This is a genomic window from Ectothiorhodospira lacustris (assembly GCF_022227785.1).
GTDB lineage: Bacteria > Pseudomonadota > Gammaproteobacteria > Ectothiorhodospirales > Ectothiorhodospiraceae > Ectothiorhodospira > Ectothiorhodospira lacustris.
Window position 1 is genome coordinate 16,858 of record NZ_JAJNQM010000028.1, and the last position, 21,121, is coordinate 37,978.

The following is a 21,121-nucleotide window of genomic DNA, read 5'->3' on the forward strand; positions in this document are numbered from 1 at the left end:
TCTTATTTTATAAGAATTATCGATGATAACCGAGAAGCTGTTGGGCTTACCCATACGCATCGTGGGATGTTGATTACCGTGCGGCGCGGATGATAGCCCGTACGCGTGCAACAGAGCTTCTTAAATGATATTGAGTATCAGTTGCATTAATGGGGCCCGGTGTGATTTAATTTCAGCCGCATCCTGTCGCTAAGGAGATTCAAAATGGCTGCCGTCGAAAAGGGGGCAAAGGACTCAATGCCGATCTCGCACCTCATTACGGATGGTTATGGGACCGATTCCAGTCCAGAGACCCTATGCCGGGTAACCCGGGTGCCGCTGCAAGAAGGGCTGGACATTGTGCGCTGGCAAAGTACTTTCGAACAGCCTGTGAAAATTCCTCTATATGACGACAGCGAGTGCATCCACTTCAGCTTTACCAATGTGCTCAAGGGCGAGGCGGTCTGTAGTTTCCACGACGGGCACCGGCAGCGGCGCTTCGCTATCGATGAAGGCTCAGGAAACATCAGTTTCGGGCGTTGCCGGCATGGCTTCTATTACCAACATGGTGAGATCGATAACGTCACCGTCATGGTTAGCCCCGAACTGTTGTCTCAATGGGAACTGGAAATCGATCCGCCCCTACACAAGGCGTTGGCTTGCGATCATTGTTTCCTGAAAGGTCACCGTAACGGTGAAATGAGTGCGACGGCGCATATGCTCTGCGGCGCGATGGACCAGGGGCCCAGTGCGCGTAGCAGCTTGTGGCTATATGGACAGAGCGTAACCTTGGTCAGCTTGTTCATGGAGACGCGCCGGAGCGCGGAATGTGTCTGCCGGGTCAGCCATATGGATCGTCAGCGTCTAATGCGTGCCCGAGGGCGTCTGCTAGAAGACTTGGGTAAGGCTCCCAGCCTGCCCGAATTAGCTCGAGAGGCTGGGATGAGCCTGCCCAAGCTGACCCGAGGTTTTCGCCAGGTTTTTGGCAATAGTGTCTATGGGGTTTTTCAACAGGCGCGTATGGAAAAAGCCCGCAGTCGGCTATTGGCTGGTGAAGATTCAGTGATGCGCGTGGCGTCTGATCTGGGGTATGCCAATGCCAGCCATTTTGCCACGGCTTTCCGTAAGCAGTTTGGAATCAACCCGTCGCAAATCAGACTACGAAGTTGAGGGCCTTGTAGTAGTTGTAAGTAGTTTGTAAGGCCCGCCTTTGATTCGGGGAAGGCCGCTGCTGCTGGGGAAGCGAGCGATATGAACACCCAGCAGTTCCGCCAGTAGGTGACGGCATGCTCGCACATGAAAGGACTATGCAACACGGGGAGCCCCAAGCGGTGATACGACGTGCGTATCAACCGGCGATCCGCGAGGGTCAGGCCGGGCTGTCTGGGGTGGCGGGAGGCCCGTAGTACCTGTGTGAGGCCGAGGAATTCCGGCGGAGGGAAGGGACCTTTCCGGGCTTTCTCTCGGCTGGGCGATTCCGCCCCCGTCCCCGGCCGCTTTGCAGTATCATTGCCCCTTTTACGCACCGTAAGTTCGGGGTCATCAATGCTGTGTCTGCCGGGTAGTCCTTCCCTCTCCACCTTCCGCCGCCAACGCCTGCTGGAGGCCCTGCGCCAAGCGGTGCCGACCATCTCCGGCGTCAGTGCCCGTTTCGAGCACTTCGTGCAGACGGAACGGGAACCGGGTACCCAGGAACGCCGGGTGCTGGAACAGTTGCTGACCTACGGTGGCGGCACCGCCGACGAAGGTCGGGGCCGGCTGATCCTGGTGGTCCCCCGCATCGGCACCATCTCCCCCTGGTCCAGCAAGGCCACCGACATTGCCCGCAACTGCGGCCTGGACGGCGTGGTCAGGCGCATCGAGCGGGGCATCACCTGGTGGATCGACAGCGACGCCCCCCTGGATGCCGATGCCCTGGCGCGCATCCTGCCCCTGATCCATGACCGCATGACCGAAACCGTCCTGCATGAACGAGATGAGGCGGTGGCCCTGTTCTCCAACGCGGAGCCGGCACCGCTGCGGACGATCCCCCTGGGGGACGACCCCCATGGTGTCCTGGCCCGGGTGAACGGGGAACTGGGCCTGGCCCTGACCCAGGACGAGATCGAGTACCTGGCCGACGCCTACGAGGCCCTGGGCCGGGATCCCTCCGACGTGGAGCTGATGATGTTCGCCCAGGCCAATTCGGAGCACTGCCGCCACAAGATCTTCAATGCGGACTGGGTGATCGACGGCAGGCCTCAGGAAAAGACCCTGTTTGCCATGATCCGCAATACCCATGCCCATGCCCCGGAAGGCATCCTTTCCGCCTACCGGGACAACGCCTCGGTGATCCAGGGCCACAAGGCCCGCCGCCTGACCCCGGACCCTGTGACCGGCGAATATCGGGATCAACCGCTGGATCTGCCCATCATCATGAAAGTGGAGACCCACAACCACCCCACCGCCATCTCCCCGTTCCCGGGTGCGGCCACCGGTTCCGGCGGCGAGATCCGTGACGAGGGCGCCACCGGCCGGGGTTCCAAGCCCAAGGCGGGGCTGACCGGATTCTCGGTCTCCAACCTGCGCATCCCCGGTTTCGAGCAGCCCTGGGAACAGGACTTCGGCAAGCCCGAGCGCATCGAATCCGCTCGCCAGATCATGCTGGACGGCCCCATCGGCGCCGCCGCCTTCAACAACGAATTCGGCCGTCCCGCCCTGGCGGGCTACTTCCGCACCTACGAGGCCCTGGTGCCCGGTGCCGGGGAGCCGGAACTCAAGGGCTATCACAAGCCCATCATGATCGCCGGCGGTGTGGGCAGCATCCGCGCCGAGCACGTGGAGAAGCTGGCCCTGCCGGAAGGCACCCCCGTGGTGGTGCTGGGCGGGCCGGCCATGCTCATCGGTCTGGGCGGCGGCGCTGCTTCCTCCATGGCCAGCGGCGAGAGCGCCCTGGCGCTGGACTTTGCCTCCGTGCAGCGGGGCAACCCAGAGATCGAGCGCCGCTGCCAGGAGGTCATCGACCGCTGTACCGCCCTGGGCGCGGACAATCCCATCCTTTCCATCCATGACGTGGGGGCCGGTGGCCTCTCCAACGCCATCCCCGAGATCCTCAACGACGCCGGCCGTGGCGGCAGCATCGAGCTGCGTACCGTGCCCTCCGACGAACCGGGGCTCTCCCCCATGGAGATCTGGTGCAACGAGGCCCAGGAACGCTACGTCCTGGCCATCGATGCCCGGCGCCTGGAGGCCTTCACCGCCCTGTGTGAACGGGAGCGGGCACCCTTTGCCGTGGTGGGTACGGCCACCGCCGAGCGGCGTCTGCTGGTGGGGGATGCCCTGTTCGCCAATCACCCGGTGGACCTGCCCATGGAAGTGCTGCTGGGCAAGCCCCCGAAGATGCTCCGGGACGTGCACCACCGCAGCTTCCAGAAACCGGAGGTGGATACCTCGGTGATGGACCTGGGCGAGGCCGTGCGTCGGGTGCTGCGGCTGCCCGCCGTGGCCTCCAAGTCCTTCCTCATCACCATCGGTGACCGCACCGTGACCGGGCTCGTGACCCGGGATCAGATGGTCGGCCCCTGGCAGGTGCCGGTGGCGGACGTAGCGGTGACCGCCAGCGACTATTGGTCCCATACCGGCGAGGCCATGGCCATGGGCGAGCGCACCCCCATCGCCCTGGTGCATCCCGCCGCCTCCGGACGCATGGCCATCGGCGAGGCCATCACCAACATGGCCGCGGCGGCGGTGGACGATCTGTCCCTGATCCGCCTCTCCGCCAACTGGATGGCCGCCGCCGGTCACCCGGGGGAGGACGCCGCCCTGTTCGACACCGTCAGGGCCGTGGGGGAGGCGCTGTGTCCCCGCCTGGGCATCGCCATCCCGGTGGGCAAGGACTCCCTGTCCATGCGCACGGTCTGGCGGCAGGACGGCGAGGAACGGGTGATGAGCGCCCCCCTGTCCCTGATCATCTCCGCCTTCGCCCCGGTGAGCGACGTGCGCAGCACCCTCACGCCTCAGCTGGTGACCGACCAGGGGGATACGGATCTGATCCTCATCGACCTGGGCAAGGGTCACCGCCGTCTGGCCGGCTCCGCCCTGGCCCAGGTGTTCGGCCAGGTGGGTCACCACGCCCCGGATCTGGATGATCCGGACATGCTCAAGCGCTTCTTCGCCGCCATTCAGGAACTCAACCGGGAAGGCCACCTGCTGGCCTATCACGATCGTTCCGACGGTGGGTTGCTGGCCACCCTGTGCGAGATGGCCTTCGCCGGTCGCACCGGCATCACCGTCCACCTGGACGACCTGGGGGATGACGACCATGCCGCCCTGTTCTGCGAGGAGCTGGGGGCGGTGGTGCAGGTCTCTCACGATGCCGTGGAGGACGTGCTGGCGCTGCTCAATAACGCCGGTCTGGGCCATCACAGCCACGTCATCGGCAGCCTCAATGACGAGCAGAGCATCGTCTTCCGTCGGGGCCACGAGATCCTGTTCCAGGCCCCCCGCAGCGAGCTGTACTCGTGCTGGGCCGAAACCAGCTACCGCATGCAGGCCCTGCGGGATGACCCCGACTGCGCCCGGGAGGCCTTCGAGGCCCTGGCCGATGAGTCAGATCCCGGCCTGACCCCGGTACTGGGCTTTGATCCGTCCGAGGACCCGGCCCTGCCGTTCATCCAGACCGGCACCCGTCCCCGGGTGGCGATCCTTCGGGAGCAGGGGGTGAACGGCCAGGTGGAGATGGCCGCCGCGTTCCACCTGTCTGGTTTTGCCGCCGTGGACGTGCACATGACCGACCTCATCGAGGGCCGGGTGGACCTGGCGGACTTCCGCGGTCTGGTGGCCTGCGGCGGCTTCTCCTATGGGGACGTGCTGGGCGCCGGTGGCGGCTGGGCCCGTTCCATCCTCTTCAACCCCCGCCTGCGCGAGGCCTTCCAGGCCTTTTTCCACCGTCCGGACACCTTCTCCCTGGGGGTGTGCAACGGCTGCCAGATGCTGTCCCAGCTCAAGGAACTGATCCCCGGTGCCGGTCACTGGCCCCGTTTCGAGCGCAACCGCTCGGAGCAGTTCGAGGCCCGCCTGTCCCTGGTGGAGGTGATGCCCAGCCCGTCGGTGCTGCTCAAGGGCATGGAAGGGTCCCGGCTGCCCATCGCCGTGGCTCACGGCGAGGGCAGGGCGGACTTCGGTGGTGACTCGGCTAAAGGGGTGATGGACTCGGGGATGGTGTCCCTGCGCTACGTGGATAACCGGGGTGAACTGGCGCGGCACTATCCGGCCAACCCCAACGGCTCCCCCCTGGGCATCACCGGGCTGACCACGGAGGACGGCCGAGTGACCATCATGATGCCTCACCCGGAGCGGGTGTTCCGTACCGTGCAGTATTCCTGGCATCCCCGGGACTGGGCCGAGGATGGCCCGTGGCTGCGGATGTTCAGAAATGCCCGGGTCTGGGTGGGCTGATGCCGAAGACCGCGCCCCAGGTCTCCTTCGTCATTCCCGCCTGGAACGAGGCCGAGTTGCTGGGGCGCACCCTGGACAACCTGAGGCAGGCCTGTAACGGCCTGCCGGAGTCGTGTGAAATCATCGTCGTCGATAATGATTCCGACGACGACACCGCTGACATCGCCCGGGCGGCAGGCGCCGTCGTGGTTCATGAGCCGGTGCGCCGTATCGCCCGCGCCCGCAATGCGGGTGCGGAGGTGGCGCGGGGACACTGGCTGATTTTCGTAGACGCCGATACCTGGCCTACCTCAGCACTGTTGCGGGCCAGTCTGGATGCCCTGGCCTCGGGGCGGATCTGCGCCGGTGGGGCGCGGGTGGAGTTTGACCACCTGGATTACGGGTTCTATCGGCTGGGGGCCCGTTTCTGGAACTGGTTGTCCCTGTCCCTGGGACTGGTGGCCGGATGCTATATCTTCTGCACCCGCGAGGCCTTCCAGGCCGTGGGCGGCTTCAGTGAAAAGGTCTATGCGGGGGAGGAGGTGTTTCTGTCCCGCCGCCTCAAGCGCTGGGGGCGGCGCCACGGGCAGCGGTTTCACGTGCTGCCGGAACCGACGGTACGGACCTCCGGGCGCAAGGCCCAGTGGTTTTCTCCCTGGCAGCATTTTCTGGTGACGGCGACGGTGCTGCTGGTGCCTTTTGCCCTGCGTTCGCGCCGGCTCACCTGGTTTTGGTATCGCCGGCCGAAATAGCCCTGATGGCGGGCGCCTCTCTCCACAGAGGGGGCTTACATCAGGCTGACCTTCACCCGGTACACCCCGCCGATCACCAGGTGCTCTCCCTCGCCCTGCAGCACCCCCGGTAGCAGGTCCTGGAAGCAGCAGACCTTGGTCGTTGGCACCTTCACCGTCAGGATGTAGTCCCCGAACTCGTCCGCCCGTTCCCGCACCGCGCTGAAGGCATTCACGTTATTCAACAGCACCAAGGCCTCGCTGCCGGACAGATGGGCCAGCACCTCGTGGTCCGCCAGCCGGTTCACGCCCCGGTACAGGGTGAGATGGGTGCGTGCGGGTGCCCGCCGCCGCAGTTCATACTGGGTGTAGGAGTACAGCAGGTCCAACTGTGATTCCAGGGCATTGGTGTTGTAAACCCCACAGACCCGTTCCTGCATGAACCGCCCGTAGGCCTCCGACTCCGCATCCGGCAGGGGTTCGCGGTGAAAACGGGTGATCAGCCCGAAACGGGATTCCACCCAGCCCTTGACGACCGCCGCCTCCCGGCCATCCGGGTTGAACCACCAGCCCCGGAGGGTGCGCAGGTAATCCGCCCGCGCCCGACCGCCTTCTTCCCCCAGCGTCAGCCCGCAGGCCACCGGATCATCCAGGCAGAAGTGGCCGCGCATGTAGGCCATGAAGTCATGGATACGGACCGCTGCGTCATCCAGCCCATCCAAATGACGCCACAAATCCCCATGCAGGGCCCTGACTCCATCCAGTTCCAGTGGGGCGGGGTGATCCTGGAAGGTGAGGCTGCCCAGGATCACCGCGGGCAGATTGCAGCGATTGATGGGCAGACGGGCTTCAGCGGGTAGGGAAGGGGGCGGCGGGGTGTCGTTATCCATACAGAACGGGGGTCTTTGTCGTGTATCTCACGTGCAATGTCGGATTGTTTAAAGAGTGTTTTTAACTTAATAAACAGAGGCTTATGCATTTATTTTGCGATTGGCACGGGGTTTGCTGAATACAGGGTGCACGCACACCCAATCGCAACAGTCAGGCAGAGGAGAACAAAGCCATGGCCCTTCGTCAATGTGCAATCTACGGTAAAGGCGGTATCGGCAAGTCCACCACCACTCAGAACCTGGTCGCGGCCCTGGCCGAGGCCGGCAAGAAGATCATGATCGTCGGTTGCGACCCCAAGGCCGACTCCACCCGTCTGATCCTGCACGCCAAGGCCCAGGATACCATCATGCAGATGGCCGCCGATGCCGGCAGCGTGGAAGACCTGGAACTGGAAGACGTACTCAAGACCGGCTACGCCGGCATCAAGTGTGTCGAGTCCGGCGGTCCCGAGCCGGGCGTGGGTTGCGCCGGCCGCGGCGTCATCACCGCCATCAACTTCCTCGAAGAGGAAGGCGCCTATGAAGAAGACCTGGACTTCGTCTTCTACGACGTGCTCGGCGACGTGGTCTGCGGCGGTTTCGCCATGCCCATCCGCGAAAACAAGGCCCAGGAAATCTACATCGTGGTTTCCGGCGAGATGATGGCCATGTTCGCGGCCAACAACATCGCCAAGGGGATCGTGAAGTATGCCAGTTCCGGCAGTGTCCGTCTGGCCGGTCTGATCTGCAACAGCCGCAACACCGACCGTGAAGACGACCTGATCGTCGCCCTGGCCGAAAAGCTGGGCACCCAGATGATTCACTTCGTGCCCCGCGACAACGTGGTGCAGCGGGCCGAAATTCGCCGCATGACCGTGATCGAGTATGACCCCAAGGCCAAGCAGGCCGACGAGTACCGGGCACTGGCCCAAAAGGTCATCGACAACAAGCTGTTCGTGGTCCCCACCCCCTGCACCATGGATGAGCTGGAAGACCTGCTGATGCAATTCGGCATCCTGGACGCGGAAGACGAGAGCATCGTCGGCAAGACCGCGGAAGAAGAAGCCACCGCATAAGGGTTCAGGCCGGAAGGGAGGTGCCCCGTGGGGGCCTTCCGCCGGCAGGCGCGCCGCGCAGCGGCGTGTTCATGAGAATTCCACCTGGCGTACGTCCACGGATTAGTGGCGGCGCAAGAGGAGCAAATCGCAATGTGCGCAATGAAACGCGAAGAAGCCGAGGCCCTGATCCAGGAAGTCCTCGAGGTCTATCCGGAGAAAGCCCGGAAGGACCGTGCGAAGCACCTGGCTGTCAGTGATCCCAATACCGAACAGGCCAAGAAGTGCATCGTCTCCAACCGCAAGTCGGTCCCCGGGGTGATGACCATCCGCGGCTGCGCTTACGCCGGTTCCAAGGGCGTGGTCTGGGGTCCCATCAAGGACATGGTCCATATCTCTCATGGCCCCGTCGGCTGCGGCCAGTATTCCCGCGCCGGTCGCCGCAACTACTACACCGGCCACACCGGTGTGAATGTCTTCGGCACCATGAATTTCACCTCCGATTTCCAGGAAAAGGACATCGTCTTCGGCGGTGACAAGAAGCTGGAAAAGCTCATTGACGAGATCCAGACCCTGTTCCCCCTGCACAAGGGCATCAGCATCCAGTCCGAGTGCCCGGTGGGGCTGATCGGTGACGACATCGAATCCGTCTCCAAGAAAAAGGCCAAGGAACTGGAAAAGCCGGTGGTGCCGCTGCGCTGCGAAGGCTTCCGCGGTGTGTCCCAGTCCCTGGGTCACCACATTGCCAACGACGCCATCCGCGACTGGGTGCTGCCCAACCGGGATGATGACAACAGCTTCGAGTCCACCCCCTACGACGTGGCCCTGACCGGTGACTACAATATCGGCGGCGACGCCTGGGCTTCCCGCATCCTGCTGGAGGAAATGGGCCTGCGGGTAGTGGCTCAGTGGTCCGGCGACGGCACCATCTCCGAGCTGGAACTGGCCCCCAAGGCCAAGGTGAACCTGCTGCACTGCTATCGCTCCATGAACTACCTGGCCCGTCACATGGAAGAGAAGTACGGCATTCCGTGGATGGAATACAACTTCTTCGGCCCCACCAAGATCGCCGAGAGCCTGCGCAAGATCGCCTCGCTCTTCGATGAGAAGATCCAGGAAGGGGCGGAGCGGGTGATCGCCAAGTACACGTCCGAGATGAACGCCATCATCGAGAAGTACCGTCCGCGCCTGGAAGGCCGCAAGGTGATGCTCTACGTGGGTGGCCTGCGCCCCCGTCACGTGGTGGGCGCCTACGAGGACCTGGGCATGGAAGTGGTGGGTGCCGGCTACGAGTTTGCTCATAACGACGACTACGACCGCACCATCAAGGACCTGGGTGAAGGCACGCTGCTGTATGACGACGTCACCGGCTATGAGCTGGAAGAGTTCGTCAAGCGGGTGCGTCCCGACCTGGTGGGTTCCGGGATCAAGGAGAAATACATCTTCCAGAAGATGGGCATTCCCTTCCGGCAGATGCACTCCTGGGATTACTCCGGTCCGTACCACGGCTACGACGGTTTTGCCATCTTCGCCCGGGACATGGATATGACCCTGAACAATCCCTGCTGGGACAAGCTCCAGGCCCCGTGGAAGAAAGCTGACGCTGCCGCCAAGGCCGCCTGAACCTGACCGTGGCGCCGCCGTAACCGGCGCCACGGCCACCGACAGATGTCATTCCAGACCGTTCGTCCACAGATTGGTGGCGCGGCAGGAGAAATTACCATGAGCCAGAACGCAGAAAACATCAAACCCTGCTACCCCCTGTTCCAGAGCGAGGAGTATCAGGAAGTCCTGGCCCGCAAGCGGGCCGTCGCCGAGGAGGCCCACAGCCCCGAGAAGGTACGTGAGATCTTCGAATGGACCACCACGGAAGAGTACAAGGAGCTGAACTTCCAGCGCGAGGCCCTGACCGTGGACCCGGCCAAGGCCTGCCAGCCCCTGGGTTCGGTGCTGTGCTCCCTGGGTTTTGAGAATACCTTGCCCTACGTGCATGGTTCCCAGGGTTGCGTGGCCTATTTCCGCACCTACCTGAACCGGCACTTCCGTGAGCCCGTCGCTTGCGTCTCCGACTCCATGACCGAAGATGCCGCCGTGTTCGGCGGACAGAAGAACATCATGGAAGGCCTGCAGAACGCCAAGGCCCTGTACAAGCCGGCCATGATCTCCATCTCCACCACCTGCATGGCTGAGGTCATCGGTGACGACCTCAATGCCTTCATCGGCAACGCCAAGAAGGAAGGCTACATCCCCGAAGAGTTTCCCACGCCTTACGCCCACACCCCGTCCTTCGTGGGCAGCCACACCACCGGCTGGGACAACATGTTCGAAGGCACCATCCGTTACTTCACCATCAACGACATGGAAGGCAAGGAGCCCGGCAAGAACGGCAAGCTCAACCTGGTACCGGGCTTCGAGACCTACCTGGGCAACTACCGGGTGATGAAGCGCATGATGAAGGAAATGGGGGTGGATGCCACCCTGCTGTGCGACCCGGAGGAGGTGCTGGACACCCCCGCCGATGGTGAGTACCGCATGTATGCCGGCGGTACCACTCAGGAAGAACTCAAGGATGCCCCCAACGCCATCAATACCCTGCTGCTGCAGCCTTGGCAGCTGGAGAAGACCAAGAAGTACGTGCAGGGCACCTGGAACCATGAAGTGCCCAAGCTGAATATCCCCATGGGGGTGGAATGGACCGACGAGTTCCTGATGAAGGTCTCCGAACTCACCGGTCAGCCGATCCCGGCCTCCCTGGAAAAGGAGCGGGGTCGCCTGATGGATATGATCACCGACTCCCACACCTGGTTGCACGGCAAGACCTACGCCCTGTACGGGGATGCGGACTTCGTCATGGGCATGGCTAAGTTCCTGATGGAGCTGGGCGCCGAGCCCAGGCACATCCTGGTGCACCATGCCAACAAGCGCTGGAAGAAGGCCATGGAGAAGGTTCTCTCCGAGAGCCCCTACGGCGCCCGCAGCGAAGTGCATACCAACTGTGACCTGTGGCACCTGCGCTCCCTGGTGTTCACCGACAAGCCGGACTTTTTGATCGGCAACTCCTACGGCAAGTTCATCCAGCGCGACACGCTGGCCAAGGGCAAGGAGTTCGAAGTGCCGCTGGTGCGGATCGGCTTTCCCATCTTCGACCGTCACCACCTGCATCGCATGACCACCCTGGGCTATGAGGGCGGCATGTACATCCTCACCACCCTGGTGAACGCGGTGCTGGAGCGTCTGGACGAAGAGACCCGGATCATGGGCGACACGGACTACAACTACGATCTGGTTCGCTAACCCCACGCGTCCTCATCTTTGCCCCTCTTCCATCCACGGGAGAGGGGCTTACTTCGCCGGAGAGAACACCATCATGCCCAGTGTCATGATCAACAAGACCGAAGCCGGGGGCCTGTCCCTGTACGTCCCCAAGAAGGATCTGGAAGAGATGATCGTTTCCATGGAGCACGAAGGCCCCGGACTCTGGGGTGGGGAACTGACCCTGGCGGACGGTACCCGGTATTACCTGGAGCCCATGGACCCGGAGCCACGGCTGCCCATCACGCTGCGCGCCAAGCGTCTGTGATATTGAAGCGGTCATCTTTCAGACAGCGCCGTTTCCCCGGCACTGGTCGAAGGTGGCTGCCTGGCAACGGGCTTCGACAGGCTCGGCCCGAACGGCATGGGTTGCCGTGTCAATGAATGAGCCAGATATCGACACCATCAGGAGATTCCCATGTCACCCGACATCCTCAACCGTGAATGCGCCCTGCGTATCGCCCTGGCGAGCCGGGTCCTGCCCGGGGTGCAGCTACCGCGCCTGATCGAGGCCATCATCGAGAAGGTGGATGCCCCCATCCGGGAGGATGGCCTGGCCAGGCTCACCGTGGCGGATCTGCGCCAGGCTTTCAAGCGCCCCAAGTCCGAATCAGGGGAGGAGGGCGGCCCCGGCGACGAGGCCCTGGAGATGGCCGTCCGGTATCTCAGTGGGGAACGGGACGTGGAGCCCGGATTGCCCGTCATTGAGGATTACGTGTCCGGTGACATGCCCGATTCCGTACGCATCGCCATGGCCTCCAATACCGGAGAAAAGCTGGACGGACATTTCGGTTCTTGCCTGCGGTTTCTGGTTTATCAGGTGTCCGCCACCGAGGCCCGTTTGGTGGACATCCGCGAGACGGAAACTGCGGATCTGAGCGATGACCGCAACGCCGCCCGTGCCGCCATGGTGAATGACTGCCAAGTATTGTATGTCCAGGGCATCGGTGGTCCCGCCGCCGCCAAGGTGATTCGCGCCGGGGTGCACCCGGTGAAGTTCCCCCGGGGCAGCGTGGCCTCGGAAGTCATCACCCAGTTGCAGGATGTCCTTAAAGGTTCCCCCCCGCCCTGGCTGGCCAAGTCCATGGGACGCCAGCCGCAGACGTTGGAAAAATTCCGTACCGGGCTGGAGGCCTGAATGAATCGCCCTTCTCCCCTCCGGGGGAGAAGGGCCGGGGATGAGGGGGGGGGGAGCCCCATCCTCCACAATGACACCCTTCCTCCAATCCTCCCGCCATTGTCGCATTCGCAACAATCAATTCGTTCCTGAAAGTCTCAAATAAACAATAGCTTGACGCCATCATCCGGCCTGGCCCACTCCTTGCAGTAAATCACGTCAACAACGCGCCAAACGCGGAGGCAAGGCATGAAGGCTCAGGACATCAAGGCACTGCTGGACGAACCGGCCTGTGCCCACAACACCCACAAGCCCAAGGGCGGCTGCACCCGGCCCAAGCCCGGCGCCACCGCCGGTGGCTGTGCCTTCGACGGTGCCCAGATCGCTTTGCTGCCGGTGGCCGATGTGGCCCATATCGTCCATGGCCCCATCGCCTGCGCCGGTAACACCTGGGACAACCGAGGTACACTTTCCTCGGGTGGCCCGGACCTGTTCCGCCTGGGCATGACCACCGACCTTACCGAGCAGGACGTGATCATGGGCCGCTCCGAAAAGCGCCTGTTCCACGCCATCCGCCAGGCCGTGGAGGCCCACCGGCCACCGGCGGTGTTCGTCTACAACACCTGCGTCACTGCCCTCATCGGTGATGACGTGGATGCCGTCTGCAAGGCCGCCCAGGAACGCTTCGAGGTACCGGTGGTGCACGTGGATGCCGCCGGCTTCTACGGCTCCAAGAACCTGGGCAACCGCATCGCCGGCGAGACCATGGTGAAGAAGGTGGTGGGCACGCGGGAGCCGGACCCCATCCCCGACTCCGCGGTTCGCCCCGGCATCCGGGTCCATCAGGTCAATCTCATTGCCGAATACAACATCGCCGGCGAGTTCTGGCACGTGCTGCCCCTGTTCGACGAACTGGGCCTGCGCATCCTCTGCACCCTGTCCGGGGACGCCCGCTTCCACCAGATCCAGTCCATGCACCGCAGTCAGGCCAACATGCTGGTCTGTTCCAAGGCCATGATCAACGTGGCCAGAAAGCTGGAAGAGCGCTACGGCACCCCCTGGTTCGAGGGCAGCTTCTACGGGGTACAGGACATGTCCCAGGCCCTGCGTGACTTTGCCTGCCTGATTGATGATCCGGATCTGACCCGGCGCACCGAGGATCTCATCGCCCGGGAAGAATCCCGCATTGATGCCGCCCTGGCACCGTGGCGGGATCGCCTGCGAGGCAAACGGGTGCTGCTCTACACCGGTGGGGTCAAGTCCTGGTCCGTGGTGTCCGCCCTGCAGGATCTGGGCATGACCGTGGTGGCCACCGGCACCCGCAAGTCCACCGACGCCGACAAGGCCCGGATCCGTCAGCTGATGGGGGAGGACGCGGTCATGATCGAGGACGGCAGTCCCGCCAATCTGCTTCGTATCTACGAAGAGACACAGGCCGACATGCTTATCGCCGGTGGCCGCAACCTCTACACCGCCCTCAAGGCCCGCATGCCCTTCCTGGATATCAACCAGGAACGGGAGCACGCCTATGCCGGCTATGAAGGGATGCTGGAACTGGCCCGTCAGCTGGCCATCACCCTGGAAAGCCCCATCTGGCCCCGGGTCCGTGAACCCGCACCCTGGGATGCCGACGGCATGCCCGTCACCGTGGAGGTCCGCTGACATGCCCGAGATCCTCAAGCGCAACAAGGCCCTGTCCGTCAGCCCCCTCAAGGCCAGCCAGCCCCTGGGCGGCGCCCTGGCGTTCCTGGGCATGGATCGGGCCATGCCCATGTTCCATGGCGCCCAGGGCTGTACCGCCTTTGCCAAGGTATTCCTGGTGCGTCACTTCCGGGAACCCATCCCCCTGCAGACCACCGCCATGGACCAGGTGAGCGCGGTCATGGGGGCGGACGAGGCCCTGCTGGAAGGCCTGGCCACCATCTGCAATAAGTCCGCGCCGGCTCTGATCGGGATCGTCACCACCGGGCTGTCGGAAACGGAAGGGGCCGACATCCACCGGGTGGTGCGGGAGTTCCGGATGCAGCATCCTGAATTCGCCCAAGTGGCGGTGGTGCCGGTGAACACCCCGGATTATTGCGGCTCGGCGGAGACCGGCTTTGCCCTGGCGGTGACCGCCCTCATCGACACCCTGGTGCCCGAGGCGAAGGCGGCCGGGACGGTCCCCGGCAGTCGGCCCCGGCAGCTCAACGTGCTGGTCGGGTCAAGCCTGACCCCGGGCGATGTGGACCATCTCAAGGAGATCATCGAGGCGTTTGACCTGGAACCGGTGGTCCTGCCGGATCTGTCCGCCTCCCTGGACGGTCATCTGGACGAGGCGCGCCTGTCCGCCCTGACCACCGGCGGCACGCCTCTGTCCGCCCTGGCCACTTTGGGGAATGCCCAGGCCACTCTGGTGGTGGGGGCCTCCATGGCCACGGCGGCGGACCTGCTCAAGGCCCGCACCGGGGTGCCGGATCTACGCTTTGACGGCCTGATGGGCATGGATGCCACGGATGAACTGCTGCTGGCCCTGTCCCGGCTCAGCGGCCGGCCGGTGCCGGCGCGCCTGCGCCGCCAGCGCGCCCGTCTGCAGGACGCGATGCTCGACACCCATTTCATGATGGGGCTGGCACGCATTGCCGTGGCCGGCGAGGCGGACCTGCTGGCGGGCTTTTCGGCCCTGCTGCGGGAAGTGGGCAGCGAGGTGGTGGCCGCCGCCGTGCCCGTCAAGGCGCCGGTACTGGATCGCCTTACAGTACGCACCATCAAGATCGGCGACCTGGAAGACCTGGAGGCCATGGCCCGGGAGCAGGGGGCGGAACTGCTCATTGCCAATGCCCATGGGGTGGCCTCGGCCCAGCGACTGGGCATCCCCCTGTTGCGGGCCGGGTTCCCCCAGTATGACTGGCTGGGTGGCTTCCGGCGGACCTGGATCGGCTATGCGGGGGCGCAACAGGCCCTGTTCGATCTTGCCAACCTGCGGGTGGCGTCCCATCACGGCGTGACCCCGTACCGCTCCATCTACGACCGTTCTCCCGACACCGACCTTCCGGAGGGTCCTCGCCATGGGACTTCAGCGTCGCCTGCAGGTGGTTACGCCACCTGTCACTGAGACCGCCGCCATGTCATTGCCAACCTCGATTCTGATTGCCTTTGCCAGTACGGACCTCAAACGGGTGGACCAGCATTTCGGGTCCGCCCAGTGTCTGGCCATCTACCGCCTGGACGGTGAGGGGGCTGCACTGGTGGAGGCCGTGCAGTTCGGTCTGCAGTCCCAGGACGGCCATGAGGACAAGCTGATGGCCAAGTTCGAAGCCCTGCAGGGCTGCGCCGCCGTGTATTGCGAAGCAGCGGGCGCCTCGGCGGTGAAGCAACTCCTGGCCCTGGGGGTACAACCCCTGAAGGTGGCTCACGGGACCCGTATCGGTCCGCTGCTGAGCGAGCTTCAGGATGTGATTCGGGACGGCAGTCCGCCACCCTGGCTGGCCAAGGCCATGCAGCAGGGACGTTCGGACCCGGACCGGTTTGACGCCATGGCCGCCGAGCCATGGGAAGAAGCCTGATCCATCAACCTGTGGACATTTGGGGAAGACATCCATGAGCAATACCACCGCTGATCCCATTCTGGAAACCGATTTCATGAAGGAGATGGTCCGTCAGATGCGGGCCTTGGACACCTTCGGAACCCGGGATGGGCAAGCCGAAGAACAGCTGCTGTCCCAGTTCGTCATCACCCCGGAAAAGCGCAAGGAGATTCCCCTGGTCGCCGACATGGACCGGGCCACCCTGGTACGGGTGAATGCGTTCTACAACGCCGTCGCGGTGCTGATCGAGAAGGAATGCGGCCGCATGGCCACGGTCATGCTCAGCCTGAACGGGGAGGGTTTTGGTCGCGTGATCATCTCCGTGGGCAAGCTGCTGGTGGTGGACAAGACCCTGCGTGACGTCCATCGCTTCGGTTTCGACAGCCTGTCGAAGATGAAGACCGAGTCGGACAAGCTGCTGTCGGTGGCCCTGAACATCGTCGGCGATCACCCGGACGTGGCCGGGATGTAACAAACCAGCCCCTTTCATCGAAAAGGGGCATGACAAACAAGCCCCTCTCCCCTTGCGGGAGAGGGGGTGGGGTGAGGGGAAGGCCCACGGCACGGTGCCACGCCCATCCCTCATCCCCGGCCCTTCTCCCCCTGGGGGAGAAGGGAGACAAAAAACAAACATAGAGAAGAGGCGACACCCATGACCCAGATCACCGGCCTCACCCGGGGCGGGACCCCCTGGACACCGGCCTTCATCACCGAACTCAAGGAAGAAAACTGCATCGGCTGCGGCCGCTGCTACAAGGTCTGCACCCGTAACTGCTTCGAACTGGCGGAACGGGAGGTCGACGATGACGACGATGATTTCGACGACGATGCCTCCATGGTCATGCGCCTGCTGGATGCGATGGACTGCATCGGTTGCCAGGCCTGCGCCAAGGTCTGCCCGAAGAACTGCCATACCCATGCGCCCGCCGCTCTGGCGAGCTGAACGATAGAATCCCGGAGGACAGAAGCCATGTGGGACTATTCCGAAAAGGTCAAAGAGCACTTCTTCAACCCCCGCAACGCCGGTGCGGTCGAAGGGGCTAATGCCATCGGCGAGGTGGGTTCCCTGTCCTGCGGGGATGCCCTTCGCCTCACCCTGAAGGTGGATCCGGAGAGCCAGGTGATCCTGGATGCCGGCTTCCAGACCTTCGGTTGTGGTTCCGCCATCGCCTCCAGCTCTGCCCTGACCGAACTCATCAAGGGCATGACTCTGGATGAGGCCCTGGAAGTGACCAACGAGGACATCGCCGGCTTCCTGGACGGCCTGCCGCCGGAGAAGATGCACTGTTCCGTCATGGGGCGGGAGGCCCTGGAAGCGGCCATCGCCCACTATCGCGGCGAGGTCTGGAAGGATGATCACGAAGAAGGCGCCCTGGTCTGCAAGTGCTTTGCCGTGGATGCCATCAAGATCGAGCAGACCATCCGAGAGAACGGCCTGCGCACGGTCCAGGACGTGACCTTCTACACCAAGGCCGGCGGCGGCTGCAGCGCCTGCCACGAGGGCATCGAGGAGATCCTGGTACGGATGCTGGCCGAACGGGGCGAGGCGTTTGACCCGGAAAACCATGTCACCGCTCAGCCAGCCGATGCCCGTCGTGGGGCTACGGTCCGCACCATGCCGAAGATGTCGGTACGATCCGTGGCCATGGAGGAATGATCATGGAGCCCATCTACCTGGACAACAACGCCACCACCCGGGTGGACCCGGCGGTGGTGGAGGCCATGCTGCCCTTCTTCACCGAGCAGTTCGGCAACCCATCTTCCATCCACAGCTTCGGCAACCGGGTGGGGCACGCCATCAAGCAGGCCCGGGGCCAGGTGCAGTCCCTGCTGGGGGCGGAGCATGATTCGGAGATCGTGTTCACCTCCTGCGGCACCGAGTCTGATTCCACCGCCATCTTCTCGGCGGTGAAGGCCCAGCCCCAGCGCCGGGAGATCATCACCACCGTGGTGGAACACCCGGCCATCCTCAACGTGTGCGAACAACTGGAAAAAGAGGGCTACACCATCCATCGACTACCGGTGGATGGCAAGGGACGACTGGACCTGGACCACTACGCCGCCCTGCTGTCGGACCAGGTGGCCCTGGTGACGGTGATGTGGGCCAACAACGAGACCGGCACCCTGTTCCCGGTGGAAACCATGGCCCGGATGGCACGGGAAGCCGGTGTGATGTTTCACACCGACGCGGTGCAGGTGGTGGGCAAGCTGCCCATCGACCTGAAATCCTCCGCCATCGATATGCTTTCCCTCTCCGGTCACAAGCTGCATGCCCCCAAGGGCATCGGCGTGCTCTACTTGCGCCGTGGCCTACGCTTTAGGCCCCTGCTGCGGGGCGGCCATCAGGAACGGGGTCGGCGGGCCGGCACCGAGAACAGTGCCGGCATCGTCGCTCTGGGCAAGGCCGCCGAGCTGGCCATGGGCCACATGGACTTTGAAAACCAAGAGGTTCGTGCCCTGCGGGACCACTTGCAGGCGGGTCTGGCGGCACGCATTCCCCATGCCCTGGTGATGGGGGATCAGGACAACCGGCTGCCCAACACCCTGAACATGGCCTTTGAGTACATCGAAGGGGAATCCATCCTGCTGCTGCTGAATCAGGTGGGGATCGCCGCTTCCAGCGGCTCCGCCTGCACCTCCGGTTCCCTGGAGCCCTCCCACGTCATGCGGGCGATGGGGATTCCCTACACCGCGGCCCATGGTTCGGTGCGGTTTTCCCTCTCCCGCTACAACACCCGGGCCGAGATCGACCGGGTGATCGAAGTCATGCCCGAGATCGTGGCCAGACTGCGCAAGATGTCCCCCTACTGGGGCGTGGACGGCCCGGTCACGGACCCGGAAAAAGTATTTGCGCCTGCGTATGCCTGATTTGGGATGCGATCGGTCTCTCAGGAAAGTCCCTCTCCCTCTGTGGGAGAGGGGTAGGTGCTGGGCGCTGGGCGCCAATCAACCCTCCCGTCGCTATAAATCTGTTTTACGGTGGATTAATGTTCAGCGCCGCCTGGTATGCTAAGTGATTGATGAAGAACGGGTGGTTAAAGTTCTCCGGCTCTGGAATCGCTACGAATAATGCATAAAGCGCTGAATATATTTGATTCGCTTCCCAAGGACCTTAAATCAGAGGTTTTTGAAGATATTGTTCGTTCTTCACCGGTGAGAATTGAACGTATTGTTTCCAAGGGGCATGCCTCACCTGATAGCGGATGGTACGATCAGGACGAGAACGAATGGGTAATGGTTGTCGAGGGTAAGGCATCCTTGATTTTTGAAGATGGATCGAAATGTGACTTATCAGCGGGTGACTACATTAATATACCGGCACACGTCAAACACAAGGTGGCCTGGACAGATCCAGATGAGATCACCGTTTGGCTGGCTGTTTTCTATAAGTAGTAAAAATCCACATACTTTTTCCTGACGCCAGTCCAGGTGTTCGGCGGAGTCGTGGGCCTCCCAAAATCTCGCTCTACTGCTTCAGTTTTGAACTCAGGTATCTTTCAACTCGCTCATCTACTTCCAGGCCGCTTATCCGCATCCGGCCGGGGGTTAGCCCGTATCGGGGAGCTTGCCCGCTGGGTGGGAGGGGTCCGGTTCGGGATGGCCTCCTGGATGATCCCCACCGGCCCCGGGCGGCCAAAATAATAGCCCTGGTGGGTGTGGCAGCCATTGCGGCTTAGCCACTCCCAGTGTTCCCGGGTTTCTACCCCCTCGGCGATCACCCTCAGGCCGAGTGTACCTGCCAGGGCCACGATGGTCCGGGCAATGGCCGCGTCGTTGGGATCGTTGAGCACATCGCGGACGAACGACTGGTCGATCTTCACGTCGTCCAGGGGTAGGCGCTTGAGATAGCTCAAGGAAGAGTAGCCCGTGCCGAAGTCATCCAGGGCAAACGTGACGCCCCGGGCCCGTAACTGCCGCATCTTGCCGATCACTTCCTCCACGTCCTCCAGTAACAGGCTTTCGGTGATCTCCAGCTTGAGACGGTGAGGGTCGGCACCGGTGGTATTCAGTGCCCGCAGCACACCCGGCACGAAGTCCGGATGCCGGAACTGGCGGGCGCTCACGTTAGCCGCGACCTTCAGGTGTTTCAGGGAAGGGTCCCGGGCCCATTCGGCCAATTGGGCACAGGCGGTCTCCAGCACCCACTGCCCCAGGGGCAGGATCAGCCCCGTGTCCTCCGCCAGGGCAATGAACTCTCCGGGGGGCACCAGGCCCCGATCCGGGTGCCGCCAGCGCAGCAGGGCTTCGGCACCCGTTAACTGGCCGTCGTCGTCCACCAGGGCCTGATAATGCAGCAGGAACTGTTCTTCCGTGAGCGCCCGGCGCAGGTCGCTTTCCAGGGCGGCTCGAGCCGTCACTGAGGCCTGCATTGCCGGGTCGAACAGCCGCTGGGTGTTGCGCCCTGCCGCCTTGGCCTGATACATGGCCAGGTCGGCCCGCTTCATGAGTTCGTCCACGCTCACCGGCTCACGATGAAACAGGGTGATGCCGACACTGGCGGTGCTGTGATGCTCCTGGCTGCCGAGGAGATAGGGATGGTTCAGAGCAGCCAGGATCTTGTCGGCGACAATCTCTGCCTGTTGCGTGGCCTCCTGGGCTTCGTGGCTGAGTCTGTGCAGCATGACCACAAACTCATCTCCACCCAAACGGGCCACGGTGTCGGCCTTGTGCACGCAGCCGCTGATGCGCCTGGCCGCCTGCGTGAGCAGGCGGTCACCCTGGTCATGACCCAGGGTGTCGTTGAGGATCTTGAAGTTGTCCAGATCGATGAACAACAGCGCTCCATGATGGTTCTCGTGCCGGCAGAGGTCGACGGACGCCTCCAAGCGTTCGGTGAGCAGGCGCCGGTTGGGCAACTGGGTCAGCGGGTCGTAGAAAGCCAGGGTTCTGATCTCGTCCTCGGCCTGCTTGCGGGCGGTGATATCCCGGGCGATCCCCTGGAAGCCGGTGATCTGGCCCGCCTCGTCCCGTGAGGGTAGGGCACTGGAGCTATGCCAGCGCCAACTGCCATCCGAATGCTGCACCCGGTATTCGATATCCTGCACATGGTGGCCGTGGTGCATGACGTCGGCAAACG

The 21,121-nt window shown here is 63.2% G+C and carries 18 protein-coding genes; 16 read left to right on the top strand and 2 right to left on the bottom strand.

Features of this window, described 5'->3' with window-relative positions; all coding sequences use genetic code 11:
• Nucleotides 1-204: 204 nt before the first annotated feature.
• The 3 genes from LQ952_RS07260 to LQ952_RS07270 all read left to right on the top strand — a co-directional run bounded on the left by LQ952_RS07260 (nucleotide 205) and on the right by LQ952_RS07270 (nucleotide 6,146).
• On the top strand, nucleotides 205-1,149 hold the full coding sequence (locus LQ952_RS07260; RefSeq protein ID WP_238621992.1) for a helix-turn-helix transcriptional regulator: 945 nt from the start codon (nucleotides 205-207) through the stop codon (nucleotides 1,147-1,149).
• Between the two features lie 375 nt (nucleotides 1,150-1,524).
• Complete coding sequence (gene purL, locus LQ952_RS07265) at nucleotides 1,525-5,415, top strand: phosphoribosylformylglycinamidine synthase (protein WP_238621993.1); 3,891 nt, start codon at nucleotides 1,525-1,527, stop codon at nucleotides 5,413-5,415.
• Entirely contained in the window at nucleotides 5,415-6,146 is a 732-nt protein-coding gene (locus LQ952_RS07270) for a glycosyltransferase (RefSeq protein WP_238621994.1), read from the top strand. Before purL ends, LQ952_RS07270 begins: the two co-directional genes overlap by 1 nt.
• Before the next feature lie 35 nt (nucleotides 6,147-6,181).
• On the opposite strand, the gene LQ952_RS07275 is transcribed toward LQ952_RS07270, so the two are convergent.
• A complete protein-coding gene (locus LQ952_RS07275; RefSeq protein WP_238621995.1) occupies nucleotides 6,182-7,015 on the bottom strand; it encodes an NAD(+)--dinitrogen-reductase ADP-D-ribosyltransferase in 834 nt (277 codons plus the stop codon).
• A 173-nt stretch (nucleotides 7,016-7,188) separates the two neighbouring features.
• Between LQ952_RS07275 and nifH the strand changes: the two genes are divergently transcribed.
• The 13 genes from nifH to LQ952_RS07340 all read left to right on the top strand — a co-directional run bounded on the left by nifH (nucleotide 7,189) and on the right by LQ952_RS07340 (nucleotide 19,437).
• Nucleotides 7,189-8,070, top strand: coding sequence for a nitrogenase iron protein (nifH, locus tag LQ952_RS07280; protein WP_238621996.1), 882 nt, complete (start codon nucleotides 7,189-7,191; stop codon nucleotides 8,068-8,070).
• 132 nt (nucleotides 8,071-8,202) lie between these two features.
• A complete protein-coding gene (nifD, locus tag LQ952_RS07285) occupies nucleotides 8,203-9,672 on the top strand; it encodes a nitrogenase molybdenum-iron protein alpha chain (RefSeq protein WP_238621997.1) in 1,470 nt (489 codons plus the stop codon).
• Nucleotides 9,673-9,771: 99 nt separating this feature from the next.
• On the top strand, nucleotides 9,772-11,343 hold the full coding sequence (nifK, locus tag LQ952_RS07290) for a nitrogenase molybdenum-iron protein subunit beta (protein ID WP_238621998.1): 1,572 nt from the start codon (nucleotides 9,772-9,774) through the stop codon (nucleotides 11,341-11,343).
• Nucleotides 11,344-11,416: 73 nt separating this feature from the next.
• Complete coding sequence (gene nifT / locus LQ952_RS07295) at nucleotides 11,417-11,629, top strand: putative nitrogen fixation protein NifT (RefSeq protein WP_238621999.1); 213 nt, start codon at nucleotides 11,417-11,419, stop codon at nucleotides 11,627-11,629.
• 150 nt (nucleotides 11,630-11,779) lie between these two features.
• Entirely contained in the window at nucleotides 11,780-12,499 is a 720-nt protein-coding gene (gene nifX / locus LQ952_RS07300) for a nitrogen fixation protein NifX (protein ID WP_238622000.1), read from the top strand.
• A 228-nt stretch (nucleotides 12,500-12,727) separates the two neighbouring features.
• On the top strand, nucleotides 12,728-14,140 hold the full coding sequence (gene nifE, locus LQ952_RS07305; protein ID WP_238622001.1) for a nitrogenase iron-molybdenum cofactor biosynthesis protein NifE: 1,413 nt from the start codon (nucleotides 12,728-12,730) through the stop codon (nucleotides 14,138-14,140).
• 1 nt (nucleotide 14,141) lies between these two features.
• Entirely contained in the window at nucleotides 14,142-15,572 is a 1,431-nt protein-coding gene (nifN, locus tag LQ952_RS07310) for a nitrogenase iron-molybdenum cofactor biosynthesis protein NifN (RefSeq protein ID WP_238622002.1), read from the top strand.
• A 10-nt stretch (nucleotides 15,573-15,582) separates the two neighbouring features.
• Entirely contained in the window at nucleotides 15,583-16,023 is a 441-nt protein-coding gene (locus LQ952_RS07315) for a NifB/NifX family molybdenum-iron cluster-binding protein (RefSeq protein ID WP_238622003.1), read from the top strand.
• Between the two features lie 34 nt (nucleotides 16,024-16,057).
• Nucleotides 16,058-16,516 carry a NifX-associated nitrogen fixation protein gene (locus LQ952_RS07320; RefSeq protein WP_238622004.1) on the top strand — a complete coding sequence of 153 codons (459 nt, stop codon included), beginning with the start codon at nucleotides 16,058-16,060 and terminating at the stop codon, nucleotides 16,514-16,516.
• Between the two features lie 180 nt (nucleotides 16,517-16,696).
• Nucleotides 16,697-16,987 carry a ferredoxin III, nif-specific gene (gene fdxB / locus LQ952_RS07325; RefSeq protein ID WP_238622005.1) on the top strand — a complete coding sequence of 97 codons (291 nt, stop codon included), beginning with the start codon at nucleotides 16,697-16,699 and terminating at the stop codon, nucleotides 16,985-16,987.
• Nucleotides 16,988-17,014: 27 nt separating this feature from the next.
• Nucleotides 17,015-17,701 carry a Fe-S cluster assembly protein NifU gene (gene nifU / locus LQ952_RS07330; protein WP_238622006.1) on the top strand — a complete coding sequence of 229 codons (687 nt, stop codon included), beginning with the start codon at nucleotides 17,015-17,017 and terminating at the stop codon, nucleotides 17,699-17,701.
• Between the two features lie 2 nt (nucleotides 17,702-17,703).
• Nucleotides 17,704-18,912 carry a cysteine desulfurase NifS gene (gene nifS, locus LQ952_RS07335; protein WP_238622007.1) on the top strand — a complete coding sequence of 403 codons (1,209 nt, stop codon included), beginning with the start codon at nucleotides 17,704-17,706 and terminating at the stop codon, nucleotides 18,910-18,912.
• Between the two features lie 201 nt (nucleotides 18,913-19,113).
• Complete coding sequence (locus LQ952_RS07340; protein ID WP_238622008.1) at nucleotides 19,114-19,437, top strand: cupin domain-containing protein; 324 nt, start codon at nucleotides 19,114-19,116, stop codon at nucleotides 19,435-19,437.
• Nucleotides 19,438-19,550: 113 nt separating this feature from the next.
• Here the strand turns inward: LQ952_RS07340 and LQ952_RS07345 are convergent.
• A partial coding sequence (locus LQ952_RS07345) for a putative bifunctional diguanylate cyclase/phosphodiesterase (protein ID WP_238622009.1) occupies nucleotides 19,551-21,121 on the bottom strand: 1,571 nt, incomplete at its 5' end.

Coding starts and splice junctions, on each gene's coding strand:
- LQ952_RS07260 (WP_238621992.1), top strand. CDS start 205: ATGGCTGCCGTCGAAAAGGGGGCAAAGGACTCAATGCCGATCTCGCAC.
- purL (WP_238621993.1), top strand. CDS start 1,525: ATGCTGTGTCTGCCGGGTAGTCCTTCCCTCTCCACCTTCCGCCGCCAA.
- LQ952_RS07270 (WP_238621994.1), top strand. CDS start 5,415: ATGCCGAAGACCGCGCCCCAGGTCTCCTTCGTCATTCCCGCCTGGAAC.
- LQ952_RS07275 (WP_238621995.1), bottom strand. CDS start 7,015: ATGGATAACGACACCCCGCCGCCCCCTTCCCTACCCGCTGAAGCCCGT.
- nifH (WP_238621996.1), top strand. CDS start 7,189: ATGGCCCTTCGTCAATGTGCAATCTACGGTAAAGGCGGTATCGGCAAG.
- nifD (WP_238621997.1), top strand. CDS start 8,203: ATGTGCGCAATGAAACGCGAAGAAGCCGAGGCCCTGATCCAGGAAGTC.
- nifK (WP_238621998.1), top strand. CDS start 9,772: ATGAGCCAGAACGCAGAAAACATCAAACCCTGCTACCCCCTGTTCCAG.
- nifT (WP_238621999.1), top strand. CDS start 11,417: ATGCCCAGTGTCATGATCAACAAGACCGAAGCCGGGGGCCTGTCCCTG.
- nifX (WP_238622000.1), top strand. CDS start 11,780: ATGTCACCCGACATCCTCAACCGTGAATGCGCCCTGCGTATCGCCCTG.
- nifE (WP_238622001.1), top strand. CDS start 12,728: ATGAAGGCTCAGGACATCAAGGCACTGCTGGACGAACCGGCCTGTGCC.
- nifN (WP_238622002.1), top strand. CDS start 14,142: ATGCCCGAGATCCTCAAGCGCAACAAGGCCCTGTCCGTCAGCCCCCTC.
- LQ952_RS07315 (WP_238622003.1), top strand. CDS start 15,583: ATGTCATTGCCAACCTCGATTCTGATTGCCTTTGCCAGTACGGACCTC.
- LQ952_RS07320 (WP_238622004.1), top strand. CDS start 16,058: ATGAGCAATACCACCGCTGATCCCATTCTGGAAACCGATTTCATGAAG.
- fdxB (WP_238622005.1), top strand. CDS start 16,697: ATGACCCAGATCACCGGCCTCACCCGGGGCGGGACCCCCTGGACACCG.
- nifU (WP_238622006.1), top strand. CDS start 17,015: ATGTGGGACTATTCCGAAAAGGTCAAAGAGCACTTCTTCAACCCCCGC.
- nifS (WP_238622007.1), top strand. CDS start 17,704: ATGGAGCCCATCTACCTGGACAACAACGCCACCACCCGGGTGGACCCG.
- LQ952_RS07340 (WP_238622008.1), top strand. CDS start 19,114: ATGCATAAAGCGCTGAATATATTTGATTCGCTTCCCAAGGACCTTAAA.